Origin of the sequence: Actinokineospora auranticolor, assembly GCF_041897805.1 — a bacterium.
Taxonomy (GTDB): domain Bacteria; phylum Actinomycetota; class Actinomycetes; order Mycobacteriales; family Pseudonocardiaceae; genus Actinokineospora; species Actinokineospora auranticolor.
Genome location: NZ_CP154825.1, coordinates 3391710 through 3417713 on the forward strand (window position 1 = coordinate 3391710; position 26004 = coordinate 3417713).

Consider the following 26004-nt stretch of genomic DNA (forward strand, 5'->3'; position numbering starts at 1 on the left):
CCAGCCGGCACCGGGGCCCGGCTTCACCATCTACTCCCGCTCCGCCCCTGACATCCACGGCCTGGTCGGCGCCGCGGAACCTGCCGAACCTGGTGGCCCGTTCTCGCCGCCATCGTCGCTGGGGCTGTCCTCAGCCGCCGACAACTGCCGTCGCGCCTCCCGCGCCGAATGCCAATGCAGTGCCGGGCACCGCTGCGGCCAGCCCCGCTCGTGCCACGACTCTGGCGGCGACTTCTCCCCGCAGTCGCCGCCAGCGCTTCCGTTCCCAGCGCCCGCGAGGGGCCCCGCAGTAGGGGGAACCCCTATTTTCGATCCTATCGCCGGATGGCCAGCGGGCGGGAGCCCGTGAGGCTTGGCTGTGGACAACTCCGGACTATGGGGACGGCATCCGATCGCGCTGGTGATCCATTGCGGGGGCTGTCAGGCCGTGGGTCCAGAATTCGTAGTGGTGGTCCAGGCACAGGTTCCAGTGGGCGTGCGGTAGGCCGCAGGCGGTGGTGGCTACGCGGAGGATGTCTGGGGTGGGGGTTCCTTGCCAGGCGCCGCCGGTGACCAGTAGGGAGGTGAAGTTCTGGGGGGTGAGGGTGCCCTGGTGGGTGAGGCGCCAGAGGGAGAGGTAGAGGCAGGTTAGGAAGGCGGTCTGGGGTGTAGGGATCTTGCCTTCGCTGAGGGAGTGGTAGAGGGATCGGGCTTGGGGTGGGTCGATGGCGGTTGCCAGGTCCATCAGGCCCGTGTGGGTGGCCAGTGCGCGGTGTGGGTTCGCGACACCCAGATCCGTGAAGACGTGGTGGGTGTTGTGGTGGATGGTGGTGGTGGTGCCGCCGATGTCCACCAGGAGGAAGGGGTGGGTGACGTCGGGGAGGAAGTTGTCGCGGGTCAGGCGTTCGGCGGCGACGGTGAGGATGGTGGGGGTAGGCAGGATGGGGGTCTCGGTGGCGCCCGCCAGGGGGCGGAGTCCTTTGTGGTCTACGAGATCGCCGAGGTGGAGGTTGTGGATCAGGTCGGACAGGCCGCCGGGCGACGGGCGCAGGCGGTGGTCCAGGACGTTGGGGGCGCGGTGGTCGACGGGCAGGTGCGCGACCAGGTCCGGATCGTCGGCACCAGCCCAGACGAGGACGTCGTGGGGGTGGTCGGCGAGCCTGGTGCGGGACAGGCACGTCCGCAGGTGGGTGTGGTCGGCGCCGTCCACCCCACCCGCCATGACGAGGATGTCGACGTGGGGGAGCGGCGACGCGGGCCGCTCGCCGAGCAAGTGGGTGTAGGCGACGTTTCCAGCCGCCGCGGCCGGGGCGCTGTGGCCGCGGGTAAGGCCCAGGACGCCGACGCGAGGGGCCGCGTTGGCCGAGCTGCACACGCGCAGGCGGTCCGCGCCGTTGGTCAGTGACAGCACTTGTTCGCCCGGCGAGATTCCCGGGGCCCGCGGCACTACGCGAACGGCGCGCGTGCCCGCCTCGCACAGCTTGATCGTCGTGCTGCCGATGTCGACGAGGAGCGTGGTCACGTCAGCACCCGGATGTCGCGGAGCAGGCCCTCCCACAGGGGACCGTCCTCGGACTTGGGGCCGCGCAGTTCGCGTTCCCGGCGCATGCTTTCCGTCGACAGCGGCACGGAACCCGGCTCCAGGACGCGGATCCGCCGACCCGTGCCGCGTACGGCGATGAGCGCGGCGGCGTTCTGCTCGTGCGGGGCGAACGGCACGTCGATCACCCCGTCGAGGACGGCGTGGTGGACGGCGGACAGGAACGACGGCGCCGGGTGGTCCAGTATCCGGGTCAGCACCTCGGTGACCTCGCGGTCGAGGAGGTCCCGTTCGCACTCCACGACCTCGTTGCTCAACGGCCGACAGGCGGGGAACATGTCGAGCACGTAGCGGACCGCGCGCACGGACGCGGCGTTGTTCTCGATCGAGGGGATCCCGACCGCCTCGTCCGGGGTCTTGACCACCACCTTGTCCGCGCCCACCAACCCGCTGATCGCCGCCGACACCGCGATCAGTTGCCACGCCAGCGAAGGCTCCGCCGGAAACGCGCCCATCCACTGGTGGTACGCCAACCGGACGTCCACGGCGAACCCGAACCGCGCCAGCAGGTCGGCGGCGTGGGCGCGCAGCACGGTGGCGATGGCCAAGTCCTGTTCGAAGCTGCCCGTTTGCCCGTAGCTGACGGTGAAAGCCGTGACCCCCTGCTCGGCCGCCAACAGCAATTCGCACAGCTGCACCACAACGGTGATGACCGGCGGCACCAGGGTCGCCGTCAACGGACCGAACGACTCCCGCTGGACGGGCGCGTCCGCCGGGCCGACCTCGGCACACAGCCGATCCACGTACTGCCAGTGCACCAGCGCCCGCTCGACCGGGAAGGCGCGCGAATAGGGCAGCGAATAGCTCAACCCGCCGCCCTCGATCTCGGTGATGCCCGAGGCCAAGGCGAGTTCGGCCAGGAGCCGTGCGTCCGGTGTGCCGTGTCGCAGGCTGACCGGGCGTTCGATCCCCTCGAACAGCCCTCGGGTCGTCGTGACGCCATGAGCCACCAAGGGGTAGCCGTTGAGCAGGTCGCGGCCCTCGGCCAGGCTCGCGGCGAGGAGGCGGGCCGCTGTGTCGTGGTCGTTGTGGCGGGTGTGGCTGTCCACGGTCAACGGGATGAAGTCCGCGCCCGCCGCGTCGAAGGCCAGGGTGAGGGCGCGTTGCTTCGCCGCGGACGGGAAACCGCCGCGTGGTTGGACGAGCGGACCCGGGCGCCGGTAGGCCACGGACGCGAACCGGGCGCGCGGCAGGGCGGCCAGGTGGTCGGCGGCCGTCGACGGGGTCAGGTCCGGCGCGCCGTACCGCTCGATGAGCCGGTGCCGGTCCGCGGCGAGGTCGCCGACGCGGGCGTGGTCACCGGGCGCCGCCACCGCCGCCCCTTCCGACGAGCGCGGGCCCGATCCCTTCCAGGGCAGAGCGAGCGAGGTCGGCGCGCAGCGCCTCGAACACCGGGTGCAGGCTCGCGGGCCGGTGGAAGACGCGGTGGAAGCCGAAACCGGTGTAGAGCCGCGTCACCTCCGCCGCGGGCCGGTCGCCCAGCGCCAGGTTCCCGCCGACGTACCGGAGCACGTCCGCGAGGCCCGCCGCGGCGAAGCGCGCGCCGAAACCCGCGCAGGACTTCTGGCCCTCGCCGTTGACCGAGGCGACGAGCACCGCTCGCGCCCCGGTCTCCAGCACCGCGTCGGCGAAATCGTCGACGGTGTTGTTCGTGCCCAGGTTGTACGGCCGGAAACCGTGCTCGGCCATACCGATCTCCAGCACCCGGTTGGCCACGACGTGGATGTCGTTGCCCACCAGGCCCAGCACCACGCCGGTACCCGGCGCGCCCGGGCTATTTCCGGACACTCGGCATGGGCAGCGCGGTGAGGCCCGTCTTCTTCTGCGCCTCCGTCTGCCCCGGGAAGTCGAAGTGGCGGAAGCAGGAGAACGTCTGGTCCTCGTGCTTGCTCCGCACGAAAGCCTGCAACCGCGGGCTGTTCTCGTAGATGGCGAGCATGTCCGTGTCGAACACGTTGCCGATGACGTCCGGGTTGCCCAGCTCGCAGATCATCACGTCGCCGTTGGAGTGCAGGTGCAGCTGCGCCTTGCCCTCGATGCAGCTGGCGTAGATGACGCCCGGGTCCTGGAACAGCGGCTGCAGGCGCGCCCAGTGCGCGCTGCCGGGCCGGAAGTAGGCCGACAGGCAGCTGAAGAACATCGTGGTCTCGGGGCGGCGGGCCTGGACGAGCTCCACGATGGAGTCGCAGATCCGGTCGTGGTCCAGGGTGTTCTCGTAGCCCTGGTGCAGGCTCGGGATCTCCATCTGGATCTCGTGCTTGGCGACCCCGAGGTCGGCGGCGAAGCGGTGCACGTCCGCCATCGTCTTCTCGGTTTCGTTGAAGAGGATCGTCTCCACCACTGCGTCGATTGTTGGCGACGCGACAGCCCGCTCGACGGCGTACACGATCTTCGGGAACATCTTCTCGGTGACCTTGTAGAACTCGGCGTGTCGGGCCGCGTCGGTGTGGTTCAGCGAGAAGTGCAGCACGTCGAGACCGGCCGCTTCGAGGCGGTTGAATTTCTCGTCGTTGAGCAGCGTGCCGTTAGAATTGATCTGCGTCGAGATGCCGTGCGCGGTGCAGTACTCGATGATTCCGACGCAGATGTCGAATTCCAGGAGCACCTCGCCGCCGGACAGTTTCACGCGTTCCAGGTCGGGCAGGCTGTCAATCACCCGAGCCACGTCCTCGACCGAGAGGATCTTGCGTTCCAGCAGGTCATACGCACCGCAATAGCTGCACCGGAAGTTACACCGGGACGTCACCCCGATTTCGATGGCCCGCAGGTTGCCTGGACCCAGTTTGCGCATCTCCAGCGATTTGAACGTCAACGGTGCCCCCTGCAACTCGTGACAAGTGACTGATCTCGCAGGCTACACTCAGGTGATTTCGGACGCAAGGCATTCAGGGTCCCCTTACTCGGCGTGATAGTGGAAGGAATCGGGCAATCAGGTGAACCGCGCGGAACTGCTCCAAACGAGTGAACGGTACGGAACCCCGCTTTACCTCTACGACCTCGCGGAGGTTCGGGATCGCGCGAACGAGTTGTTGGCCGCGCTCCCGGGGGGAACGTCGCTGCTCTACTCCCTGAAGGCCAACCCGCTGCTCCCCGTCGTGGCGGAGTTGCGCGGGGTCGGTTGCGGCGCCGAGGTTTCGTCGCTGGGCGAACTGGATGTCGCGGTGGCGGCGGGGTTCCGGGCCGCGGACGTGCTCTACACCGGACCGGGGAAGTCACGCGGTGAGATCGATGCGGCGATCGCGCGCGGCGCGGAGCTGTTTTCCTGTGAGTCGGAGACCGAACTGGACCGGCTCGGCGCGGCCGCGGCCGACGCGGGGCGCCGGGTGCGCGTGCTGCTGCGGTTGCAGCCGGGCGACCGGCCCGCGTCCGGGCTGTCCATGGCCGACGGCAGGCAGTTCGGTCTCACGGCGACCGAGGCGGTCCGCGCCTGGCCCGCGGCGGCGGAGTCGGTGGAACTACTCGGGTTCCACGTCTACCTGGGGTCCCAACTGGGAACGGTCGAGCACCTGTTGACGGGGTTCACGTGCGCCAAGGCCGTGGTGGACGAGGTCGTCGCGGGCACGGGTGTCCCGCCCCGGATCGTCGACCTGGGCGGGGGTTTCCCGTGGCCCTATGCCGCGGAGGGTGTGGGTTGTGACCTGATCGGGTTGCGCGAAGGGCTGACGGACCTGCTGTCGGACTGGGCGGAGTCCGCGCCGCGTGTCTGGTTCGAGACCGGGCGGCGGCCGACGGCGGCGGCGGGGACGCTGCTGACGACCGTCATCGACGTGAAGGAGCGCGAATCCGGTGTCGTCGTGGTGGTCGACGCGGGCATCAACGTGCTCGGCGGGATGGCGGGCCTGGGGCGCGTGTTGCGGCTGAACACCACTGTGGACAACCTGAGTGCCGCGGACGACCGCCCCGAGGTCGCCGTGGACGTCGTCGGTCCGCTGTGCACGCCACTGGACCGGGTGGCCGCCAGAACCCCGGCCCGGAAGCCCGCCCCGGGGGACGTGCTCCGGGTGCACAACGTCGGTGCCTATGGGGCAACGGCGAGCCTGACGGCGTTCCTGAGTCGACCCGGTCCGCTGGAGTTGGTCGTGGACGGGGACGAGGAAGTCGGCGCGTGGCGGATCGACGCGCGGGCGGTGCCGGTCACCGGGTGACCGGGTGACCGGATCAGCCGAGGGCGGCGAGGGCCGCCTCGATGGAGGTGGTCAGCGGCGGGGGCTCGTCGACGGGCTGGAACTGGGCGTTGAGGGTGATGGACTCGGCGGGGCCCTGCATCTCGTAGAGGGGCTTCTTGCTGATGTGCCCCATCTGCGGGTCGACCCAGTAGACGTTGCCGTTGTGGTTGACGCCGTTCACCGCGTGGATGGTGCCCCGGTCGAAGATCACGATGGCGACCGCGCCGTGGCCCGCCGACTTCAACCGGGCCTCGATGTCCGACCAGGTGGGGCCGCGGCCGTTCTCCGAGGTGCGCCACTCGGTTTCCAGCCACTGCTTGGTCTTGCCGCCGCCGTCGCTCTCCAACCCGGGCGCCGGGTCGTGCACCCCGGCCGCGGCGGTCGGCCTGCCGTACCAGGACTTGAGGAAGGCGCGGGCGGCGTCGATGCAGTTGCGCAGGAACGCGGTACCCGGCTCGTCGCGCTGGCTGTTGATGTTGGCCACCCAGTCGGCCGTGCCGTAGGTGTTGGCCGCGGGCCCCTTGGGGGACTTGGCGTTGAGCCAGTGCGCCAGACCGGCCCCCGGCAGGTGCGCCGACGGGTCGGGGAACTGCTGCGGTTGCCCGTTCTCCTGGGGGAAGCTGTTGGCGAGCCGCTGCTCGGCGGCGGTGGAGGCCGGGTCGAGCCCGCCGGGCTGGCCGAACTGGCGGATGTTGTCGAGGTCGTTGAGCGTGGTGTCCATGTCGCGGGTGCGCTGCACCATGAGCCGGTTGACGCCGCTGTTGCCCACCTTCTGCTGGAGGGCGTGCACGGGGTGGACGCGCTCCTTGGGCCGCGCGGTGGTGGGCTGGTCCTTCTCGGGTTCGCCGGGCCGGTGCCGGTGCATGCGTCCACCTCCTCGCCGTCGAGCGTCTCCCGGCCCGGTGGCTCAGGCGAGGCCGACGAGTGCCTTGTCGGGGGCAGGGAAGGTGCCCCGGGTGCCGAGTAGGGTGCCCCGGATGGAGCCGACGCGGGCGGACGCCCGGCGCAACCGGACCCGGGTGCTCACGGCCGCGCGGCAGGCGTTCGCCGCACAGGGACTGCAGGCGCCGCTGGACGAGATCGCCGGCTCGCGGGGGTGGGCGCGGGCACGGTGTACCGGCACTTCCCGACGAAGGAACTGCTCTTCGAGGCAGTGGTCCTGGACCGGATGTCCGCCCTCGTGGACCGGATGCGGTCGGTGGCCGCGTCGGAGCCGGGGGAGGCGTTCTTCTCGGCGCTGACCGCGGTGGTGTCGAAGGGGATGGGCGACCGGGACCTGGTAGACGCGTTGACCAGGACGGCTGTGACACCTGGGTTGACGTCGGCGAACCTGGAGTTGCGGACCGCGCTCGGCGTCTTGTTGGTGCGGGGGCAGGAGGTGGGGGAGGTTCGGGGGGACGTGTCGATCGGGGTGCTGATGACGCTGGTTCGAGGGGTGCTCTTGGCCGCGTATTCCGGGTCGTGCGAGGTTGCCGGGGCGCTGGCGGTGATCGGGGACGGGCTTCGGGAATCCGGTCACCGGTGAAGGGGAAGCCCGAAACGTTCACAGTTGTCGCAGCCGCCGTTTGGCGGTGAGGATTGCGGCCAGAGAGGCGATCGTGGTAACGGCGGTGCCCGCGGTGCCGAGGAGGAGGGCGGCGCAGGTGAGGAAGATGGTGGAGCAGAAGGTGGTGGCTTCCGTTCGCCTGGGCTGAGCACAGGCGAGTTCGCCAGGAGCGGGTCGACCTTGCCGGGCTCGCGGGTGCTCCGCCAGATCGCCTCCCACGCACTCCCGGGGATGCCGTTGACCTCGACCCGGGCGTCTGTGAGGTGGCTGTCCTCGTCCAGCAGCCGCAACTGGATCGTGTTGACCCGTGGGACCACGCGCAGACCCGGGACACCGGGATGATCGCCATCCGAACGCGTCCATGTGAGGAGGGAGCGGAAGAAGTCGTCAACGACCTCGTTCTCCAGATCGACCACCAATCCCGCTGTGCGCGGACTGACCGCGCGGTAGACGCGGTCCGCGTCGCAGTAGCGCATGGTCAACAGCAGGGATGTCTCCAGGACCCGCTGGTGGGGTGAGTGCGCTTCGGGGATCAGTCCGGCGCGCAGGGCAGCGGGGTTCGGGGACTTGGCGAGGTTCCGCAGGCAGTTCGTGGCTGTGTGCTTGGACTCGGCGGTGAAGCGGTAGCGCATGGCGACGAGGTCGTCGAGCTGGATGTGTGAGTGGGCGTTCCCCGCTCCCATGTCTCCCATGCGGCGCGCATCGACCTGGAGCGGTTGTTGGGGCGAGGCGTGTCGCTCTTGCTCAGCTGGCGCAAGCGCAGGCCCTCAACACCGATGGGGGCAGCCGGGTGTTGGAGGGAAGCTGAGACATCGGAGTCGTCGGGGGCACCTCGCCACTCGACCAGTAGGTCGTCCATGTGACCGCCGTCGACCTTCAACGACCACACCTGGCGGAAGAGTCGGATTCTGCGGAGCAGGTCGCTCGCCAAGTGAGCGGGCGTGTACAGGCGTGGGTAGCGGTCCTGGTCAGGGGGTGCTTCGGCATTCGTGGCCGCCACGTACCTGTGCGCTGCGAGCCAGGTCTGTTCGGACACGCCGGTGGCTATCACTCGCGCGCCCGTGGGGTCGTCGACCGGGGAGAACTCGACCTGCTGTGCTCGGTGTCGTGCGTGGACCGGCACCGCGCCGGTCAGCAGTTCCATCAGGAGTGGGCCGAGCAACTGGGGCGCCAAGCGGACGCGGAGCACGTCGGGCTCCGGCCGCACCTCCTCGATGACCTTGTCGAGTCGCCAACTCCAGATGCGGGGGTTGAAGACCAGGTGGTCGAACCCGCGGAGCAGGGCGTTGAGCAGTACCGCTTCCAGTTCCTGCTGACGCTGTCCCGCCGCGCTCGGGAGGATGCGTTGCCGCAGGTCGTGCGGCACGGTGACGTCGTCGCCACGGAAGGCGTGTACCAAGATCTCGCGGTCGGCGGGGGAGAGGTCCCGACGTAGTGTCGTGGCTCATTTGGGTAGACCGCGGACGGATTCGCCCGTGCGGGCGTGGCGGAGGTCGAGCAGATGGGTGGTGAGGTAGTCCTTGCGCACGTCAATCCCGTTCCGCCGCCCGGCACGGCTGACGAGGATGGAGCGCATGGCACTACGTAAGACTGGTCGACTTCTTCGCGCGGGGCGCCCGAGCGCTTGGGAGTGGTGTTCACCCAAGCCGGGAGGGTGGCCACTCAGGCTGGCGGACCGCGCCCGCCGAGGGTGACCGTACCACAGACGCCCCGCGCCTGGGGTGGCGTGGGGCGTCTACTGTGGACTATCAGAACGTGGGTGTGCTGTGTCTGCCCTCGTTGGCCCACCAGCGGCGGAAGTACTCGTTTCGGGAGCCGGTGCGTTGGTAGAGGGCTATCAGCTCCGCGCAGATCTCGCCGATGTGTTCGGCGACCCTGGTCTCCGGGCGGTACACCACCCGCAGGCATTGGCGCAGGGGGCTGCCCACCAGGCCCCGCAGTCGGATGCGGCCCGGGATGTCCTGGCCGGTGATCAGGGCGGGGGCTATAGCGGCCCGGGTGGCCACCAGCTCGTGCGCCGTGGGTGTGTACAGGACCTCGTGCTGCTGGTCCATCGTCACCCCGTGGCGGTGGCACACCTGCCTCAGGTACACCGGCCACTGGCTCATCCCCGGTGGCTCGTCCACCCACGGGAACTCCGCCAGCGCCTCCAACTTGACCGCGTGCTCGTGCGCCAGCGGGTGGTCCGGGGCGACCATGACCAGCACCGGCTCGTCGGGTACCAGGACCTCGCTCTGCACCCCGTCCGGCAGGCGCGGGGTGAAGCCCGGCCACTCGTACACCGTGGCCAGGTCCAGGGCCCCGTTCGCGACTTGGTCGACGGTTGCTTGCGGGTCCGCCTCCTCGGTGAGGCGCACCCCCGGCACCCACTCCAAGCCGGACAACCAGCGGCTCAGGTCCAGGTGCAGGTAGCCGCCGCAGCCGCCCAGGCGGACCGGGGGTGTACCGGCCAGGCGGGCCTGGGACTCGGCTCGCCTGCGGATGCCCTGCAGCCCGCGCAGGACGGCGCGGGCCTCGGCCAGGACGTTGTGGCCGAACGGAGTGGGGCAGGAACCCCGCTCGGCCCGGAAGAACAGCTGGCCGCCCAGGGTGTTCTCGATGCGCTGGAGCTGGCCGGTGAGCCCGGGCTGGGACAGCCCGAGCACCTTGGACGCGCGGTTGAGGCTGCCGGACTCGGCGATGGCCACGATCACGCGCAGGTGGCGGATCTCGACCTCCATGTGGTGACTCCGTCCGCAGGGTGGGGGGCGCCTCGCATCCGGTGCCGGTCGGCCACGACGCACCCGTGGGGTCCACGGCGCCCGCCCCGGGGACTCCCACCCGGCGCGGGCCGGGTGGGCGGGTGGTGCGGATTCGCCGCGCACAGGAGAAATGCGGTCGTGGAGACCGCCAGCCCATTATAGGGCCGGTTGGCGGTAACCGGTCTATCCCACCATTGCATAGCGGACGGCTATAGCGCCGCCGGATCTATGTCCCGGTATTGCGGTGGTGTGAATGTCAGTCTTGGGTCAGTTTGCACGAATGTTCCCAAAAGCTGGTCGATCTGTCCCAGGGTGTCCAAGTCCAGCGTCACCCCGGACGCCCCCGCGTTCTCCCGCACCTGCTCCGGCCGGGTCGCCCCGACGACCACCGTGCCCACCAACGGGTTCTGCAACACCCAGGCCAGGGCCAGTTGCGCCATGGTCAGCCCGCAGTGCCGCGCCACCCCGCGCAGCGGCTCGACGCGGGTGAGCAGCTCCTCGTGCAGCAGCGGCCAGATCAGCGCCCGCGCCAGGTCGCCGCCCGCCGCGACCCGGGAATCCGCTGGGAAATTCCCATCGGCGTAGCGGCCCGCGAGCACGCCCTGGGCGAGCGAGACCGCGGCCAGTTGTCCGATTCCCAACCGTTCACACGCGGGGATCACCTGGGATTCCGGTACCCGCCACAGCATCGAGTACTGCGGCTGGTTGCCGACCAGCGGCACGCGGTGCTTCTCGGCCAGCGGCGCGGCCTGCTGGATCTGCTCCGCGGTCCACTCCGAGGTGGCCACGTAGTGCACCTTCCCCTGCCGCACCAGGTCCGACAGGGCGACGAAGGTCTCCTCCAACGGGGTCTGGTAGTCGTAGCGCAGCAGGTGGTAGAGGTCGATGTGGTCGGTGCCCAGCCTGCGCAGGGAACCGTGCAGCGAGGCGAAGACGCTCTTGCGGCTCAACCCGCCCTGCGTGGTGCCGTCGTCCTCCGGCCAGTACACGCCGGTGGACAGCACGATCGAGTCGCGGTGGGCGCCCTTCAGCCCGCGCGCCAACGATTCCTCCGCCGCGCCGCGGTCCCACGCCGCCGCGGTGTTGAACAGCGTCACGCCCTCGTCGACCGCGGCGCGCACGCAGTCGGCGGCGTGCTCGGTGTCGTGCGTCAGCCAGTTGCCGTAGCCGATCTCGCTCACCACGAGACCGCTGGCGCCCAGGTTGCGGTAGCGCACGGCTCAGCCCCGCCCGTTCGGCTGCCCGAGGCGCACCGGTTGCGGCGCCTGCATTGTCGGCAGCGTGGCCACCGTCTCGCGCAGCCACTCGTCCGGGCACGCGGCCTTGTGCGCGTAGTCCACGCCCGCGCTCGGGTGCGGCAGGATCAGCAGCTTCTCGTGGGCCATCGCGGTGAGCACCGACTCGGCCACCTCCTCGGGCTCCAGCAGCGGACCCATGGACACCACCGCGTTGGCCGCCGGGTGGTTCGCGCGCACACCGTCGACCAGGAACGGCGTGCGGACCCCGAGCGGGCACAGCGCGCTGACCCGGATCCCCCGGCTGCGGTAGGTCACCGCGAGCCACTCGGCCAGTGCCACGGCCGCGTGCTTGGTCACCGAGTACGGCGCGTCCCCCGGCAGGCTCAGCAGACCCGCGCTGGACGCGGTGATCACCAGGTACCCGCTGCGCGCGCTGAGCATCGCGGGCAGCGCCGCCTGCGCGGCGTAGACGTGCTGGAGCACGTTGAGGTCGAAGGAGCGGCGCCAGTGCTCGTCGTCGGCGTGCACGCCGGTGCCGAACGCGATGCCCGCGTTGGAGCAGAACACATCCAGGCCGCCGAACTCCGACACCGCCAGCGCCGCCAGCCCGCGCAGCTCGGCCTTGTCCGCGGCGTCGGCGGGCCGCGAGACCGCGCGCCCGCCCGCCGCGTTGATCTCCTCGGCGACCCCCGCGGCCGCGGTGCCGTCGAGGTCGGACACCACGACGCCGCGCGCCCCCGCCGCGGCGAACCGTCTGGCCATCGCCGCCCCGATTCCGTGTCCCGCCCCGGTGAGCACGGCCACGCGACCGGTCAGCTCCATGAGTTCTCCCCTTGCCTGCCTTGCGAAGTACCTGGGTTGGCGTCCGTGGACCGGTGCGTCGCGAATCGACGGCGATTCACCTGCGCCGATGTCGTCGGAGGGCGCGGGAATTCGCCACTGGAAAGCCCGCGCGACCTCGACGCTAACACGTCCGCGAGCCCCGGGTCGGGCGGCTGAAATCTCGCTCAAGCGACGCTCAAACCCATTCTTCGAATGTGGCGACGCCGGATGGCTCGCGGGCATTGTCACCCGAAGCCGCTCCTGCGGTGTTCACATTTTCCCGGAAATGGCCGTAACCGGCTCGGCGGCCGAGAAGAAGTGCGGAAATAGGAGGCGCGATGTCCGACGCGCAGGTCGGCGCCCGGTGGCGCGTGCTGGGGTGCGGCCCCTTCGACATGCCCGACCCGCGGCTGGCCGCCGCGGTGAGCCGGGGTGGCGGACTGGGTGTGCTCGACCTCGGCGCCGACACCGCCGCGGTCCTGGCCCGCGCGGCCGGGCTCGCCGACCGGATCGGCGTCCGCGTGCGCCCGGGCTGCCCGCTGCGCCCCGCGGACCTGCGCGGGCGCGCGGGCGCCACCGTCGAGGTCGTGCTGCTCGGTCCGGACGCGCCGTGGTCGGTCGCCGAGACCGCCGCGCACCTGCCGGTGCTGGTCGAGGTGACCGACCTCGACCAGGCCCGCGCCGCCGTCGACGACGGCGCCACCGGCGTGGTCGCGGTGGGCGGCGAGGCCGCGGGCGCGGTCGGCGAGCTGACCTCCTTCATGTTGCTGCAACGACTGCTGCGCCTCGGCGCGCCCGTCTGGGTGCGCGGCGGCATCGGCCCGCACACCGCTGTCGGTGCGGTGGCGGTCGGCGCGGCGGGGGTGGTGCTGGACAGCCAGTTGGGCCTCTTCGGCGAGTGCGACCTGCCACCCGCCCTGCGCGCCCGGCTGGCCACGGCGGACGGGACGGAGACGGAGGTCCGCGGCGGTCGCAGGGTGCTGCGCGGAACCGACCTCCCGCTCGGCGAGGACGCGTACCTGGCCGCGGTGTCAGTCCGGCGCCACGGCTCGGCCGAGGCGCTGGTGCGCGGCTTGGTGCGCGACCTCGACACCGCCGGGGTCGACGTGGACCCGCGGGCCCAGGGCGAACCGGTGCGCCGCACCCTCGGCGTCGCGCACGCCGTCGCCCAGGGCCCCATGACGCGGGTCTCCGACCAGCCCGGCTTCGCCCTCGCCGTGGCCGACCGGGGCGCCATGCCCTACGTGGCCGTGGCGCTGGCCGACGGCCCCCGCACCGAGGCGTTGCTGCGCGACACCGCCGAATTGCTCGGTGATCGGCCGTGGGGCGCGGGCATCCTCGGGTTCGTCACCGAGGACCTGCGTGCCGCGCAGCTCGCCGCGATCCGCGCCGTGCGCCCGCACAGCGTGCTGGTCGCGGGCGGTACCCCCGCGCAGGCCGCGGCCCTGGAGGCCGACGGCATCGCCGCGTACCTGCACGTGCCGTCGCCGACGCTGCTCGGCCAGTACCTCGACCAGGGCGCCCGCCGGTTCGTCTTCGAGGGCTCCGAGTGCGGCGGCCACATCGGCCCGCGCACCAGCTTCGGCCTGTGGGAGGCGCAGCTCGGCGTGCTCGCCGAGCGCGCGGACCTGACCGGGGTCGAGGTGCTGTTCGCGGGCGGTGTGCACGACGAGGTCTCCGCCGCCGCCGTGGCCGCGATGGCCGCCCCGGCCGCCCGGCGCGGCGCCGGGATCGGCGTGCTGATGGGCACCGCGTACCTGTTCACCGAGGAGGCCGTGCGGCACGGCGCGATCACCGACCGGTACCAGCGCGAGGTCATGGTGGCCGAGCGGACCGTCACCGTGCGGACCGCGCCCGGGCACGAGACCCGCTGCCTGCCCAGCCCGTTCGTCGACCAGTTCGAGGCCGTCGCCGCCGACCTGACCGCGCGCGGCGTCTCCGCCCGCGACCGGTGGCAGGCGCTGGAGGAGCTCAACGTCGGCAGGCTGCGCATCGCCAGCAAGGGCCTGCGCCGCGACGGCGCGGTCCTCGTCGAGGTCGACGAGGACGGCCAGGTCGCGGAGGGCATGTACATGGTCGGCCAGGTCGCGGTGCTGCGCGACCGGCTCACCGACATCGAGGCGCTGCACCGGCAGGTCACCGAGGGCGCGGCGGAGTTGTTGCGCACCGGGGAAAGCGCGCGGACGCCGACGCGGGCGCGGGACCGCGAGCAGGCGCCGGTCGACATCGCGATCGTCGGTATGTCGTGCGTGTTCCCCGGCGCCGACGACCTCGGCGCGTTCTGGTCCGGCGTGCTGCGCGGCCGCGACGACGTGACCGAGGTGCCGCCGCACCGCTGGGACCCGGCGGTCTACTTCCGCCAGGGCGGCGGCGAACCCGGCACCACACCGTCGAAGTGGGGTGGCTTCCTGCCGCCCGTCCCGTTCGACCCGATGTCCTTCGGCATCCCGCCCGCGTCCATGGGCAGCGTCGACCCGGCCCAGCTGCTGTCGCTGGAGATCGCCCGCCGCGCGCTGGCCGACGCGGGCTACCTCGACCGGGCCTTCGACCGCGACCGCACCGGCGTGATCTTCGGCGCGGAGGCGGGTGGCGACCTGGCCAACGCGAACGTGGTGCGCGCGCTGCTGCCGTCCTGGCTCGGCGAGGTGCCCGACGAGATCCTGGACCAGCTGCCCGCGCTGACCGAGGACTCGTTCCCCGGCACGCTCACCAACGTCATCTCCGGCCGCATCGCCAACCGCCTCGACCTCGGCGGCGCCAACTACACCGTGGACGCCGCCTGCGGCTCCTCGCTGGCCGCGCTCGAACTGGCCTGCCGCGACCTCGCGCACGGCGGCGCCGACATGGTGCTGTGCGGGGCCGTCGACGTGCACAACGGCATCGCCGACTACCTCATGTTCACCTCGGCGGGCGCGCTGTCGCCAACCGGGCGGTGTAGACCCTTCGACCGCGAAGGCGACGGCATCGCCCTCGGTGAAGGCGTGGCCTGCGTGGTGCTCAAGCGCCTGGCCGACGCCGAACGCGACGGCGACCGGGTCTACGCGGTGGTCCGCGGCGTCGGCTCGGCCAGCGATGGCCGTTCCCTCGGCCTCACCGCCCCGCGCCCCGAGGGTCAGCGCCGCGCGCTCGACCGCGCCTACCGCATGGCGGGCATCTCCCCGGCGGCGGTCGGGCTCGTCGAGGCGCACGGCACCGGCACGGTCGTCGGCGACGGCACCGAACTCACCACGCTGACCGACTTCTTCACCACCGCGGGCGCCGAACCCGGCAGCTGCGCGCTCGGGTCGGTCAAGAGCCAGATCGGGCACACCAAGTGCGCCGCCGGGCTCGCCGGGGTCATCAAGTCCGCGCTGTCGCTGTGGTTCGGCGTCATCCCGCCGACCCTGCACCTGTCCGAGCCGGTCGCCGCCTGGGACCGGCGGCACAGCCCGTTCACCTTCAGCACCGCGCCCCGGCCGTGGCTGACGCCGCGCGCCGAGCGGGTCGCGGGCGTCAGCGCGTTCGGCTTCGGCGGCACCAACTTCCACGCCGTGCTCACCACCGGCCCCGGCGCGCCGCTGGAGCGGCACGCGCTGCGGGACTGGGACTGCGAGCTGTTCCTGCTGCGCTCCACCCAGGCGGTGCGGGACCTGTTCGAGCTGACCGGGGGCGAGCACTCGCTCACCGACCTCGCCGTGCTGGCCGCCGAGTGGCCGCGCACGGAACCGGTGCGGCACGCGATCGTCGCGCGTGACCTCTCCGAGCTGGAATCGGCTCTGCGCGCGGCCCTGGACGGCCGACCGGACCGCGCGCTGCACAACGCCGACCCGGACGCCGACCCCGGCAAGGTCGCGTTCCTGGTGCCGGGCCAGGGAAGCCAGCGCACCGGCATGCTCGCCGACCTGTTCGTCGCCTTCCCCGACCTGCGCGCCGGGCTCAGCGGACCCGCCGCCGCGCTCGCGTTCCCGCCGACCGCGTTCGACCCGGACACCGCCGCCGAGCAGGACGCGGCCCTGCGGGACACCCGCGCCGCCCAACCCGCCCTCGGACTCGCCGCGACCGCCGTCGCGGAGCTGTTGGACCGGGTCGGCGTGCGGCCGGACCTGCTCGGCGGGCACAGCTACGGCGAACTCGTCGCCCTGTCCGTCGCGGGCGCCTTCGACCGCGACACGTTGCTGCGCCTCAGCACCCGCCGCGCCGAGGCGATCATGACCGCCGCGGGCGGCGACCCCGGGACCATGGCCGCCGTGCGCGCGTCCGCCGACCGGGTCGCGCCGCTGCTGCGCGACTGGGGACTCGACGGGGACGTGGTCCTGGCCAACCACAACGCACCCGAGCAGATCGTGCTCTCCGGCCCCACCGACCGGATCGCCGACGCGGTCGAGCGGCTGGTCGCGGAAGGCCTGTCCGCCAAGCGGATCCCGGTCGCCTGCGCGTTCCACAGCGCGGTGGTAGCCCCCGCCGCCGCCCTGTTCGCGGAGGCGTTGGCCGACGAGCACGTCCGCCCGCCGGAACTGCCCGTGTACGCCAACCGGACCGCCGACGCCTACTCGTCCACTTCGGACGTCCGGGCCGAGCTGGCGGCGCAGGTGGCCGCGCCGGTGCGGTTCGTCGAGCAGGTGCGGGCCATGCACGCCGCGGGTGCCCGCACCTTCGTCGAGGTCGGCCCCGGCACCGTCCTCACCGGACTGGTCGGCGCGATCCTGGCCGACGCCCAGCACACGGCGGTGGCCTGCGACCCCGGCGCCCCGGGGCTGCGCGGGTTCCTCACCGCGCTGGCCCGGCTGGCCGCCGCGGGCGTGCCGGTCGACACCGACTGGCTGGTGCGCGGCCGGGCCCGGCACCGGGCCGCCGCCGCGCCGTGGACGGTCGACGGCCAGCTGGTCCGCCGTGCCGACGGCTCCATCCCGCGCGGGGCCCTGGTCCCCGCCCGACGAATCACGAGGTCCCTGATGTCCCCCGAGTCCCCGGCCGCCCGCGATCCCCGTGACGAGGTGGTCGCCGCCTTCCTGCGCACCAACCGCGAGATCGTCTCCGCGCAGCGCGACGTGCTGCTCGGCTACCTCGGCTACGCGGGTGCCCCCGCCGCCCCCGCCGCCCCCGCGGCACCGGTGCTGGTCGCCGCCGCGCCGCTGCTGGAGCCGGAGCCGGTCCTGGCGGAGCTGCCCGCGGTCGAGCACGGGACCAACGGGAGCAACGGCGTCAACGGGCACCACCGGCCGGTGCCGGAGCCCGAGCCGGAGCCGACCGCGTCGCCCGCCGACGTGCTCGCCGCGGTCGTCGAGGTGATCGCCGCGCGCACCGGCTACCCGCCGGAGATGATCGACGGCGACCTCGACCTGGAAGCCGACCTGTCCATCGACTCCATCAAGCGCACCGAGATCGCGGGCACGCTGATCGCCAAGCTCGGCGTCGACGCCGAGGGCTCCGTGCACGACGAGCTGCACCGCAGGCGCAGCGCCCAAGCCATGGCGTTCTGGCTGGAGGAGCGGCTCGGCATCATCGCCGAGGAGCCCGCGCCCAGCCAGGACCGGGTCGTCGACGGCGTGCGGCCGCGCCGGTTCCTGCCGGTCACCGTGCCCGCCAAGCCGATCGGCGTGGCCCCCGACCTCACCGGCAAGCGCGTCCGCGTGGTGCACGACCCCGACCGCGCCGAGCACGCCGCCGCGGTCCGCGCCATGGCCGTGCTGCACGGCGCGGTCGACGGCGAGGTCGACGACCCCGACACGCTCATCCTGCTCACCCCGCTCGCCGTCGCCGACGAGCCGGTCGCGCCCCGGGTGTTCGCCGCCGTGCGCGACGCGGTCGGCGCGGGGGTCGACTCGGTGCTGGTCGTGTCGCCGCAGGTGGACGGCCAAGCGCCGTACCACGCCGCCGGTCTGCGCGGCCTGGTCCGCTCGGTGCTCGCGGAGCGGCCGAAGCTCTTCGCCCGCCTGGTCGAGGTGGCCCCCGACATCGCCCCCGGCGCGCTGGCCGACGTGCTCGCCGTCGAACTGGCCGAACACGACGGGCAGCCCGTGGTGCGCCACGTCGGCGCCGACCGGTTCGGCTTCGAGGTCGCCGAGGCCGAGCTGGACGACGCCGTCCCCGGCGCGCTCGGCCTCGACCGCGACTCCGTGGTGCTGGTGCTCGGCGGCGCCCGCGGCATCACCGCCCGGTGCAGCACCGCCCTGGCCGCCGCGTCCGGCTGCCACCTCGAACTCGCGGGCCGCACGCCGTGGCCGCCGGAGTCGGCGCCGCCGCCGGAGCTGGCGAACGCCGACGAGCAGGGCCTGCGGCTGGCGCTGGCCGCCGACGGGCGCCCGCTGGCCGAGGTGGAGCGCGCGGTGCGGTCGATCCTGACCCAGCGCGAGGTCTCCGCGACCGTCGGCCAGATCCGGGCCGTCGGCGGGCGGGTCGACTACCGCTCGGTCGACGTGCGCGACGCCGCCGCGGTCCGCCAGCTGGTCAAGGACGTCTACGCCCGGCACGGCAGGCTCGACGGCGTCGTCTACGCCTCCGGCATCCTCGACGACAAGCTCCTGCTGGACAAGGACGACGACTCGTTCCAGCGGGTCTTCGCCACCAAGATCGATGGCGCCCGCGCGCTGCTCGACGGGCTCACCGAGGCGGGCGTGCGCCCGGCGTTCACGGTGTTCTTCGGCAGCGTCTCCGCCGTGTTCGGCAACCGCGGCCAGGTCGACTACGCGGCGGGCAACGACGCGCTGGAGACCCTGGGCACCGCCTACGCCGAGCGCACCGGCTGCCGGGTCGTGACCGTCCACTGGGGACCGTGGGTGCCCACCGGCGAGCACGGCGGCATGGTCTCCGACGCGCTGGCCCGCGACCTCGACCGGCGCGGCATCGGCATGATCGACCCGGTGGCGGGCACCGAGTGCCTGGTGCGGGAGCTGGCCGCGGGCGGCCGGGACACCCGCGCGGTCGTCTACACGGCCTGGGTGTGAGGCGTGGACGCGAGCCAGGCCCGGGAGCCGGTCGCGGTCGTGGGGATGGCGGTGATGCTGCCGGGCGCCCCCGACCTGGACACCTACTGGCACAACCTGCGCACCGGCCACGACGCGATCACCGACGTCCCGCCCGACCGCCGGGACCCGCACTTCCACGGTGACGTCCCGGACCCGGCGGCCCCCCTGCCGCCGGACCGCACCTACTGCCACCGCGGCGGGTTCCTCGCGCCGTTCTCGCTGGACGCCGCCGGGCTGGGCATCATGCCTAACTCGGTGGACACCATCGAGCCGGACCAGCTGCTCACGCTGCGGGTCGCGTCGGCCGCCGTGGCCGACGCCGGGGGACTGCCCGCGCTGGGCGATGCGGGCAAGGTCGGGGTGATCCTCGGTCGCGGCGGCTACATCGGCCCCCGCATGGTCGGCTTGGAGCAGCGCGTCCGCACGGTGCGGACGGTGCTGCGCGTGGTCGCCGAGCTGAACCCGGGCATGGGCGAGGGCGAGTTGGCCGAGCTGCGCGCGGCGCTGCTGGACCCGCTGGGGCCGGTGCAACCGGAGTCGGCGATCAACCTGGTGCCCAACCTCGCCGCCTCGCGCGTGGCCAACCGCCTCGACCTGCGCGGACCCGCCTACACCGTGGACGCCGCGTGCGCGTCCTCGCTGCTGGCGGTCGACCAGGCGATAGGTGAGCTGACCACGCGCCGCTGCGACGCGGTGCTGGCGGGCGGTGTCTACCACGGTCACGACGACACGTTCTGGGCCGTGTTCAGCCAGCTTCGCGCTTTGTCGCCCACGCAGGGCATTCGGCCGCTGTCCGCCGACGCCGACGGACTGCTCATCGGCGAGGGCGCCGGAGTCGTCGTGCTGCGCAGGCTCTCCGACGCGCGCCGCGACGGTGACCGGGTCTACGCCGTCATCCGCGGCGTCGGCACGGCCAGCGACGGCCGGACGCAGAGCCTGTTCAACCCGGACTCGGCGGGGCAGCGCGTGGCCCTGCGCCGGGCGTGGTCGGCGGCCGGGCTGGACCCGGCCGTACCGGACTCGGTCGGCCTGGTCGAGGCGCACAGCACCGGGACCCCGGTCGGCGACGCGGCCGAGCTGAGCGCGCTCGGCGAGGTGTTCGGCGCCCCGCCCGGGGCGTCGGCGGTGATCGGCTCGGTCAAGTCGATGATCGGTCACACCATGCCCGCCGCGGGCATCGCCGGTCTGGTCAAGGCCGTGCTGGCCGTGCACCACGGGGTGCTGCTGCCGACGCTGCACTGCGCCGACCCGAACCCGCTGCTGGAGCCGACCCGGTTCCACGTCCTCGACGCCGCCAAGCCGTGGGAGGGCGTCGGGCCCCGCCGCGCGGCGGTCAACGCGTTCGGGTTCGGCGGGATCAACGCGCACGTCGTGGTCGAACAGGCCCCGGACACGCCGATCCGCCGCCCCGCGCGGGTGGTCGAGCGGGAGAGGGTGCTGCGCCTCGCCGCGCACGACCCGGCCGAGCTGGCGCGGCTGCTCGACGAGCACGGCGACTGCCCGCCCGACGAGCCCGTCGGCGACCCGACCGGTCGGTTCCGGCTCGGGGTGGTCGGACCGACGGCGAAGCGGCTCACGGTCGCGCAGCGCGTCCTGGCCCGCGCCGACCAGCCCGGCTGGACCTGGTCCTCCGGTGACGTCTGGTTCACCGGGACGCCGCTGCTGCGCGAGCCCGGCGCCAAGACCGCGTTCGTGTTCCCCGGCCTGGAAGCCGAGTTCGCGCCCCGGATCGACGACGTCGCCGCGCTGCTGGGCGAGGAACCGCCGGGTGCCGAGACCGGCAGCGTGCCCGAGCACGTGGCCGCGGTCGCGGACGCCAGCATGCTGCTCGACCGCGCCCTGGCGCGGCTCGGCGTGCGGCCCGACGGCCTGGTCGGGCACAGCATCGGCGAGTGGACCGCGGCCGTGCTGGCGCGCATGTTCACCGGCGACCGACCGGGCATCGGCCTCGACGGCTTCCCCATGCCCGCCGTCGACTACCTGGCGCTGGGCTGCGCGGTCGACGAGGCAGAACGCGGCATCGCCGACGAACCGGATGTCGTTGTCTCCCACGACAACGCGCCGCGGCAGAGCGTGGTCTGCGGGCCGCGCGAGGCGATCGAACGGCTGGCCGAGCGGTTCCGCGCGGCCGGGGTGTTCGCCCGCCCGCTGCCGTTCTCCACCGGCTTCCACACCCCGATGATGGCGCCGTACGTCGACCCCTACCTGCACGCGATCCGGGCGACCGGGATGCGCGCGGGCACGCTGCCGGTGTACTCGGCGACCACCGCCGACCGCTACCCGGACGACTCGGACTCGCTGCTGCGCCTCTCGGCGGACCACCTGGTGAAACCGGTGCGGTTCCGCGAGGTCGTCGCGCGGATGTCCGCCGACGGCTACCGCGTGTTCGTGCTGATGGGCGCCGGACAGCTCGGCTCCTTCGTCAGCGACTCCCTCGACGACGCGCCGCACCTGGTGATCAACGCGGCCTCCTCCGTGCGGCCCGGCCTCGCGCAGCTGCGCCGGGTGGCGACCGCTCTCTGGGTGGAGGGCGCCGACCCGGACCTCGCCGCGCTCGAACAGTCCACAAAGGCCGGTTCAACCGCCTCCCAAAAGGACAATGCCTCGGCGGTGGGGGAGATCCCGGTGCGCGTCACCAGTCCCACCCTCACGGTCGACCCCGAGGCGCGCGGACGGTTCGCGCCGTCGCGCGGGCGCCCGGACCTGCCCGCCGGGCTGCCCGCGGACATCGCGGGGGAGCTGTCCGCGCTGATCGCCGACACCGACGCGACCGTCCGCGCGGTCACCGCGGCCGTCCGGAGCCGCCGCGCCCCGGCGATCCGACCCGCCCCCGCGGCGCTGCCCGCCCAGCGGGCGCTCCCGGCGGCCGAACCCGGCGCGGTGCGCACCACGCTGCTGCGCGTCTCGGTGGCGGACATGCCCTACCTGCGCGGGCACCGGTTCTTCCGGCAGCGCGCGGACTGGCCGGACGAGACCGACCGCAGACCGGTCGTGCCCGCCACCACGCTCGTCGAATGGGCCCAGCGGGCCACCGAACGCGCGTGGCCCGGCGAGTTGGCGGTCGCCGTGCGCGACATCCGGTTCACCCGCTGGCTGATCGCCGCGCCCAGCCAGGACGTGGAGATCACCATGACCCGGCCGGTCCCCGGCGGACCGGTTCAGGTGCGGCTCGGTGAGTTCGCCGCGATGACCGTCGACCTCGCCGACGCCTACCCCGCCGCGTCCGCACCGGCCCCGCACCCCGGCCCGGCCACCGGACCCGCGCTGACCCCGGTGGAGATCTACGGCGGCAGGCAGATGTTCCACGGCCCGCAGTTCCAGGGCCTGACCGAGGTCACCGCGCACGACGGCGACCGCGCCCACGGCCAGATCAAGGTGCTGCCCGCGCCCGGCTGCGTGCTCGACAACGTCGGCCAGATGCTCGGCTGCTGGCTCCAGGCCCGGGTCGACACCAGGATCCTGGCGTTCCCCACCCGGGTCGACTCGATCGTCTTCCACGGCCCGCCGCCCCCGCTGGGCGCGGTCGTCGACTGCCTGGCCGACGCCCGGATCCCGGACGAGGCCGCGGTGGAGATGGACGCCGTGGTCAGCCACGCGGGCCGGGTGTGGGCGACGATCACCGGCTGGCACGACATCCGCCTCGACTGCGACCACACCGACCACGGCGTCTACGCCTTCCCGCGCGACCACGCGCTGTCCCGGCCGCAGGCCGACGGCACCTGGTTGGCGCAGGACCGGTGGACGACCCTGGCGTCCCGCGACGTGTTCGTCGGCGTCTACCTCAGCGCGCCCGAGCGCGCCGCGTACGCCGCCGTGCCGCCGCGCGGGCAGCGCACCTGGCTGCTGGGACGGGTCGCGGCCAAGGACGCGGTGCGCGGCTGGCTGGCCGCGCGCCCCGACGAGTGGGGGACGGAAACGCTGTTCCCCGCCGAGGTCCTGCTGACCGGGGACGGCGAGCGGCTGGTGGTGCGCGGTCACCACGGCCGCGCGCTGCCCGACCTGCGCGTCACCCTCACCCCCGCGGGTCCCACCGCGGTGACCGCCCGAGTTGAGAGGACCACCGGAGATGACTGACACGACCGCGGAGCACTCCACCGACGTGTTCGACGGCGTGGTGGAGTTGATCAGCGGCCTGGTCGGTGACGACCTGGACATCCTGGGTGTCGAGGTGCGCCCGGACACCGCCTTCCACGAGGACCTCGGCCTGGAGAGCATCGACCTGGTGACCCTGGGCGGCCTGCTCGCCGACCGGTACGGGCCCCGGGTCAACCTCGCCGAGCACCTGGCCGAGTTCGACCTCGACGACGTGATCGGGCTGACCGTCGGCCAGATCGCCGACTACGTCGCCGGGGCCCTCCGGGAGGGTGACTGAGGTGCCGGAGCTGAAGGTCAACGGGCTGCGCACGAACTACCAGGTGCTGCCCGGGGCCGGGGCGGGGGCGACCGAGGCGGTGGTGTTCATCCACGGCATGGGCACCGACAGCCTCGCCAGCTTCTACCTGACCCTGGCGCCCCCGGTCGCCGCCGCGGGCATCGACGTGATCAGCTACGACCTGCGCGGCCACGGCAAGTCCGAGCGGCCGGTCAGCGGGTACACGCTGACCGACTTCGTCACCGACCTCGACGAGCTCCTGCGGGCGCTGGCGGGTGACCGGCCGGTGCACCTGGTGGGCAACAGCTTCGGCGGCACCATCGCCTACCGCTACGCGGCGAGCTTCCCGGACCGGGTGCGCAGCGTGGTGTCCATCGAGTCCGAGCCGCCGACGGAGATCTGGGCGGTGAAGATGCGCGCCATCCTCGCCGCCACCCTGGAGATGCTCCAGGTGGAGGAGAACTACGAGTGGATCGAGGCCACCTTCGGCGCCCACCACCGGCGGCTGGCGCGGTTGGCGGCCAAGCGGATCACCTCGACCACCATGGCCGAGGAGGTGCCGACCGGCACCATGATGACCATCGACGACGTGGCCGCGATCGACGTCCCGGTGCTGTCCATCCTGGGCCGCTACGGCTACCAGTCCGACGACCTCGACGCGCTCACCTCGCTGATGCCGCGCGGCGAGCTGTTCGTCTTCGACGACCAGGGCCACTCGGTGCTGGTCGAGCAGCACCGCGCCGTCCGCGGCCTGCTCGTCGACTGGGTGCGCAGGCACAGCGGGTGAGCGCGCGGCGATTACCCGACGCGGAGGGAGGCAGATGAGGAAACGGCTGCTGTTCGTCGTCCCACCGCTGGCCGGGCACGTCAACCCGTTGGTCGGGGTGGCGGCCGCGGCGGTGGCGCGCGGGCACGAGGTGGCCTGGGTCGGCCCGTGCCCACTGGTGCGCGACCTGGTGCGGGAGCGGGTGTACCCCGCCGGGTCCTATTTGGAGGGACGTCCCCCCGGCCTGCGCGCCTTCGCCGCCCTGCGGTTCCTGTGGGCGGAGTTCCTGGTGCCCCTGGCGGACGCGATGGTGCCGGGGGTGCGGGCCGCGGTGGAGGACTTCGACCCGGACCTGCTGGTGGTGGACCAACAGGCGTTCGCGGGCGCCCTGGTCGCGGAGCGGCTGGGGTTGCCCTGGGTGACCTCGGCCAGCACGTCGACGGAGCTGGCGGACCCCCTCGCGGCGCTGCCCCGGATCGCGGAGTGGGTGCGGGAGCAGCAGCGGGGGCTGCGGGCGCGGCACGGCGTCGAGGGGGCGGGGGACCTGCGGTTCTCGCCGTACTCGGTGGTGGTGTTCAGCACGGCGGAACTGGCGGGGGAGCCGGTGGTGGCGGTGTCGGACCCGCGGTACGTGGGGCCGTCGCTGTCCCGGCGCAGGCCGGTGGAGTTCCCGTGGTCTCGGCTGCGCCCGGGGGCGCGGTTGGTGCTGGTGACGTTGGGGACGACGAATTCCGAAGCGGGCGGGCGCTTCCTGGCGGAGTGCGCGTTGGCGCTGTCGGAGTTGCCTGAGCTGCAAGGGGTGGTGATCGATCCGGGCGGGTGCCTGTCGGCTTCGGGGGATGCGGTGGTGGTCGCCTCGGCGCCGCTGCTGGACCTGATTCCCCGGGCGGCGGCGGTGATCTGCCACGGCGGCCACAACACGGTGTGCGAGACGTTGGCGCACGGGGTGCCGTTGGTGGTGGCGCCCATCCGGGATGACCAGCCGGTGGTGGCGGACCAGGTGGTGGCCTCGGGGTCGGGGATACGGTTGCGGTTCGACCACGTGCGGGCGCCGGACATCGCCGCGGCGGTGCGGACCGTGGTGTCGGATCCGTCCTATGTGGAGTCGGCGGGGCGGGTGCGGGCGTCGTTCGAGGAGGCGGGCGGGGCCGAGGCCGTGGTCTCCCGGCTGGAGGAGCTGGCGCAGTGCCCCCGGGTGGCTCGGAGGTAGGTGGGTTCCCGGCAGTCCGGGAATGCGCGGAGGCACCCGGGTGTTGGTGGTGTGGGACCCACACCACCAGGGGGCGAGATGTCCGAATCGAAGCACAAGCCGCGTTCGCGGTCGTTGACCACCGCCGAACGTGAGGAGTTCCTCGCCGTGCCGCAGGTGGCCGTCCTGGCCATCAACGCCGAACCCGGGCGCCCACCTCACGCCCACCCCACCTGGTACTCCTACACCCCGGGCGGCCACATCGGCCTGGTCCTGCGCGCGGGCAAGCGCAAGTCCCGCCTGGCCCGCGCGGCCGGGCTGGTGGCGCTGGTGGTCCAGCGGGCCGAGGTGCCGTACCGGTACGTCTCGGTGGAGGGGACCGTGGTCCGACAGGGCCCGCCGACCGCGGACGACCTGGCCGCCGTCGGCCGCCGCTACCTCCCGGAGGAGGCGATCGCGGGCTGGGTCGCCGGTGAGCTGGCGGGCGACAACCCACTCGGACCACCGGAGTACCTGGAGATCCGCCCGGACCGTTGGACCACCAAGGACTTCTCGGGCGACAGGTGACCGGCCGGTTCACTGGTGTGGAGCCGTGCGGATCGCGGTCTTCGGCGACGTCCTGTCCGGGCTGACCTGACGCG

General features: G+C 72.9%; 19 protein-coding genes. 9 read left to right on the forward strand and 10 right to left on the reverse strand.

Translation table 11 applies throughout. The annotated features are described in order from the left end of the window. Positions 1 to 373 precede the first annotated feature (373 nt). Genes V5P93_RS15395 through V5P93_RS15410 form a run of 4 tightly spaced genes read right to left on the reverse strand, consistent with a single transcriptional unit; the run spans position 374 to position 4391 of the window. Positions 374 to 1501 (reverse strand): glutamate mutase L, encoded by a 1128-nt coding sequence (locus V5P93_RS15395; RefSeq protein WP_181043271.1) that lies wholly within the window; start codon positions 1499 to 1501, stop codon positions 374 to 376. After that, entirely contained in the window at positions 1498 to 2892 is a 1395-nt protein-coding gene (locus tag V5P93_RS15400; RefSeq protein ID WP_104476225.1) for a methylaspartate mutase, read from the reverse strand. Before V5P93_RS15400 ends, V5P93_RS15395 begins: the two co-directional genes overlap by 4 nt. Further along, positions 2876 to 3367, reverse strand: a complete 492-nt coding sequence (gene glmS, locus V5P93_RS15405; protein WP_104476227.1) for a methylaspartate mutase subunit S — start codon at positions 3365 to 3367, stop codon at positions 2876 to 2878. The genes V5P93_RS15400 and glmS overlap by 17 nt, the downstream gene beginning before the upstream one ends. Further along, positions 3354 to 4391, reverse strand: coding sequence for a radical SAM protein (locus V5P93_RS15410; RefSeq protein WP_104476229.1), 1038 nt, complete (start codon positions 4389 to 4391; stop codon positions 3354 to 3356). The genes glmS and V5P93_RS15410 overlap by 14 nt, the downstream gene beginning before the upstream one ends. A gap of 121 nt (positions 4392 to 4512) precedes the next feature. On the opposite strand from V5P93_RS15410, the gene V5P93_RS15415 reads away from it, so the two are divergent. Continuing rightward, positions 4513 to 5724 carry a decarboxylase gene (locus tag V5P93_RS15415; RefSeq protein ID WP_104476230.1) on the forward strand — a complete coding sequence of 404 codons (1212 nt, stop codon included), beginning with the start codon at positions 4513 to 4515 and terminating at the stop codon, positions 5722 to 5724. 13 nt (positions 5725 to 5737) lie between these two features. Here V5P93_RS15415 and V5P93_RS15420 read toward each other — a convergent pair whose 3' ends face one another. Then, entirely contained in the window at positions 5738 to 6610 is an 873-nt protein-coding gene (locus tag V5P93_RS15420; RefSeq protein WP_104476231.1) for a toxin glutamine deamidase domain-containing protein, read from the reverse strand. A 231-nt stretch (positions 6611 to 6841) separates the two neighbouring features. Between V5P93_RS15420 and V5P93_RS15425 the strand changes: the two genes are divergently transcribed. Further along, positions 6842 to 7270, forward strand: coding sequence for a TetR/AcrR family transcriptional regulator (locus tag V5P93_RS15425; RefSeq protein WP_219823878.1), 429 nt, complete (start codon positions 6842 to 6844; stop codon positions 7268 to 7270). On the opposite strand, the gene V5P93_RS15430 is transcribed toward V5P93_RS15425, so the two are convergent. Then, positions 7261 to 7923, reverse strand: a complete 663-nt coding sequence (locus V5P93_RS15430; protein WP_374066218.1) for a hypothetical protein — start codon at positions 7921 to 7923, stop codon at positions 7261 to 7263. The genes V5P93_RS15425 and V5P93_RS15430 overlap by 10 nt on opposite strands. 227 nt (positions 7924 to 8150) lie before the next feature. Between V5P93_RS15430 and V5P93_RS15435 the strand changes: the two genes are divergently transcribed. Further along, positions 8151 to 8726 carry a hypothetical protein gene (locus V5P93_RS15435; protein ID WP_146107893.1) on the forward strand — a complete coding sequence of 192 codons (576 nt, stop codon included), beginning with the start codon at positions 8151 to 8153 and terminating at the stop codon, positions 8724 to 8726. Positions 8727 to 8735: 9 nt separating this feature from the next. On the opposite strand, the gene V5P93_RS15440 is transcribed toward V5P93_RS15435, so the two are convergent. From V5P93_RS15440 to V5P93_RS15455, 4 genes are all read right to left on the reverse strand, one after another. Continuing rightward, entirely contained in the window at positions 8736 to 8867 is a 132-nt protein-coding gene (locus V5P93_RS15440) for a hypothetical protein (RefSeq protein WP_281261633.1), read from the reverse strand. Positions 8868 to 9039: 172 nt separating this feature from the next. Continuing rightward, positions 9040 to 10011 carry a LysR family transcriptional regulator gene (locus V5P93_RS15445; protein ID WP_104476237.1) on the reverse strand — a complete coding sequence of 324 codons (972 nt, stop codon included), beginning with the start codon at positions 10009 to 10011 and terminating at the stop codon, positions 9040 to 9042. 230 nt (positions 10012 to 10241) lie between these two features. After that, the gene (locus V5P93_RS15450; RefSeq protein ID WP_104476239.1) at positions 10242 to 11249 is read right to left on the reverse strand and encodes an aldo/keto reductase; all 1008 of its coding nucleotides are present in this window, start codon (positions 11247 to 11249) and stop codon (positions 10242 to 10244) included. A 3-nt stretch (positions 11250 to 11252) separates the two neighbouring features. Further along, the gene (locus V5P93_RS15455) at positions 11253 to 12092 is read right to left on the reverse strand and encodes an SDR family oxidoreductase (protein WP_104476241.1); all 840 of its coding nucleotides are present in this window, start codon (positions 12090 to 12092) and stop codon (positions 11253 to 11255) included. A 338-nt stretch (positions 12093 to 12430) separates the two neighbouring features. Here V5P93_RS15455 and V5P93_RS15460 point away from each other — a divergent pair, with 338 nt between their 5' ends. The 6 genes from V5P93_RS15460 to V5P93_RS15485 all read left to right on the forward strand — a co-directional run bounded on the left by V5P93_RS15460 (position 12431) and on the right by V5P93_RS15485 (position 25930). Continuing rightward, positions 12431 to 19015 carry a type I polyketide synthase gene (locus V5P93_RS15460; RefSeq protein WP_104476243.1) on the forward strand — a complete coding sequence of 2195 codons (6585 nt, stop codon included), beginning with the start codon at positions 12431 to 12433 and terminating at the stop codon, positions 19013 to 19015. A gap of 3 nt (positions 19016 to 19018) precedes the next feature. Further along, positions 19019 to 23110, forward strand: coding sequence for a beta-ketoacyl synthase N-terminal-like domain-containing protein (locus V5P93_RS15465; protein WP_245930956.1), 4092 nt, complete (start codon positions 19019 to 19021; stop codon positions 23108 to 23110). Next, a complete protein-coding gene (locus V5P93_RS15470; protein WP_104476245.1) occupies positions 23103 to 23408 on the forward strand; it encodes an acyl carrier protein in 306 nt (101 codons plus the stop codon). The genes V5P93_RS15465 and V5P93_RS15470 overlap by 8 nt, the downstream gene beginning before the upstream one ends. A gap of 1 nt (position 23409) precedes the next feature. Continuing rightward, positions 23410 to 24195, forward strand: coding sequence for an alpha/beta fold hydrolase (locus V5P93_RS15475; RefSeq protein WP_104476247.1), 786 nt, complete (start codon positions 23410 to 23412; stop codon positions 24193 to 24195). Between the two features lie 34 nt (positions 24196 to 24229). Beyond that, positions 24230 to 25384, forward strand: a complete 1155-nt coding sequence (locus V5P93_RS15480; protein ID WP_104476249.1) for a glycosyltransferase — start codon at positions 24230 to 24232, stop codon at positions 25382 to 25384. Positions 25385 to 25462: 78 nt separating this feature from the next. Next, positions 25463 to 25930: a pyridoxamine 5'-phosphate oxidase family protein gene (locus tag V5P93_RS15485; RefSeq protein ID WP_104476250.1), complete on the forward strand. Its 468-nt coding sequence runs from the start codon at positions 25463 to 25465 to the stop codon at positions 25928 to 25930. Positions 25931 to 26004 lie beyond the last annotated feature (74 nt).

What these genes read in the sequence shown, in the direction of transcription:
- V5P93_RS15440 (WP_281261633.1), bottom strand. Translation starts at nt 8,867, where the DNA reads ATGCGCTCCATCCTCGTCAGCCGTGCCGGGCGGCGGAACGGGATTGAC.
- V5P93_RS15485 (WP_104476250.1), top strand. Translation starts at nt 25,463, where the DNA reads ATGTCCGAATCGAAGCACAAGCCGCGTTCGCGGTCGTTGACCACCGCC.
- V5P93_RS15445 (WP_104476237.1), bottom strand. Translation starts at nt 10,011, where the DNA reads ATGGAGGTCGAGATCCGCCACCTGCGCGTGATCGTGGCCATCGCCGAG.
- V5P93_RS15455 (WP_104476241.1), bottom strand. Translation starts at nt 12,092, where the DNA reads ATGGAGCTGACCGGTCGCGTGGCCGTGCTCACCGGGGCGGGACACGGA.
- V5P93_RS15460 (WP_104476243.1), top strand. Translation starts at nt 12,431, where the DNA reads ATGTCCGACGCGCAGGTCGGCGCCCGGTGGCGCGTGCTGGGGTGCGGC.
- V5P93_RS15470 (WP_104476245.1), top strand. Translation starts at nt 23,103, where the DNA reads ATGACTGACACGACCGCGGAGCACTCCACCGACGTGTTCGACGGCGTG.
- V5P93_RS15430 (WP_374066218.1), bottom strand. Translation starts at nt 7,923, where the DNA reads ATGCGCTACCGCTTCACCGCCGAGTCCAAGCACACAGCCACGAACTGC.
- V5P93_RS15480 (WP_104476249.1), top strand. Translation starts at nt 24,230, where the DNA reads ATGAGGAAACGGCTGCTGTTCGTCGTCCCACCGCTGGCCGGGCACGTC.
- V5P93_RS15420 (WP_104476231.1), bottom strand. Translation starts at nt 6,610, where the DNA reads ATGCACCGGCACCGGCCCGGCGAACCCGAGAAGGACCAGCCCACCACC.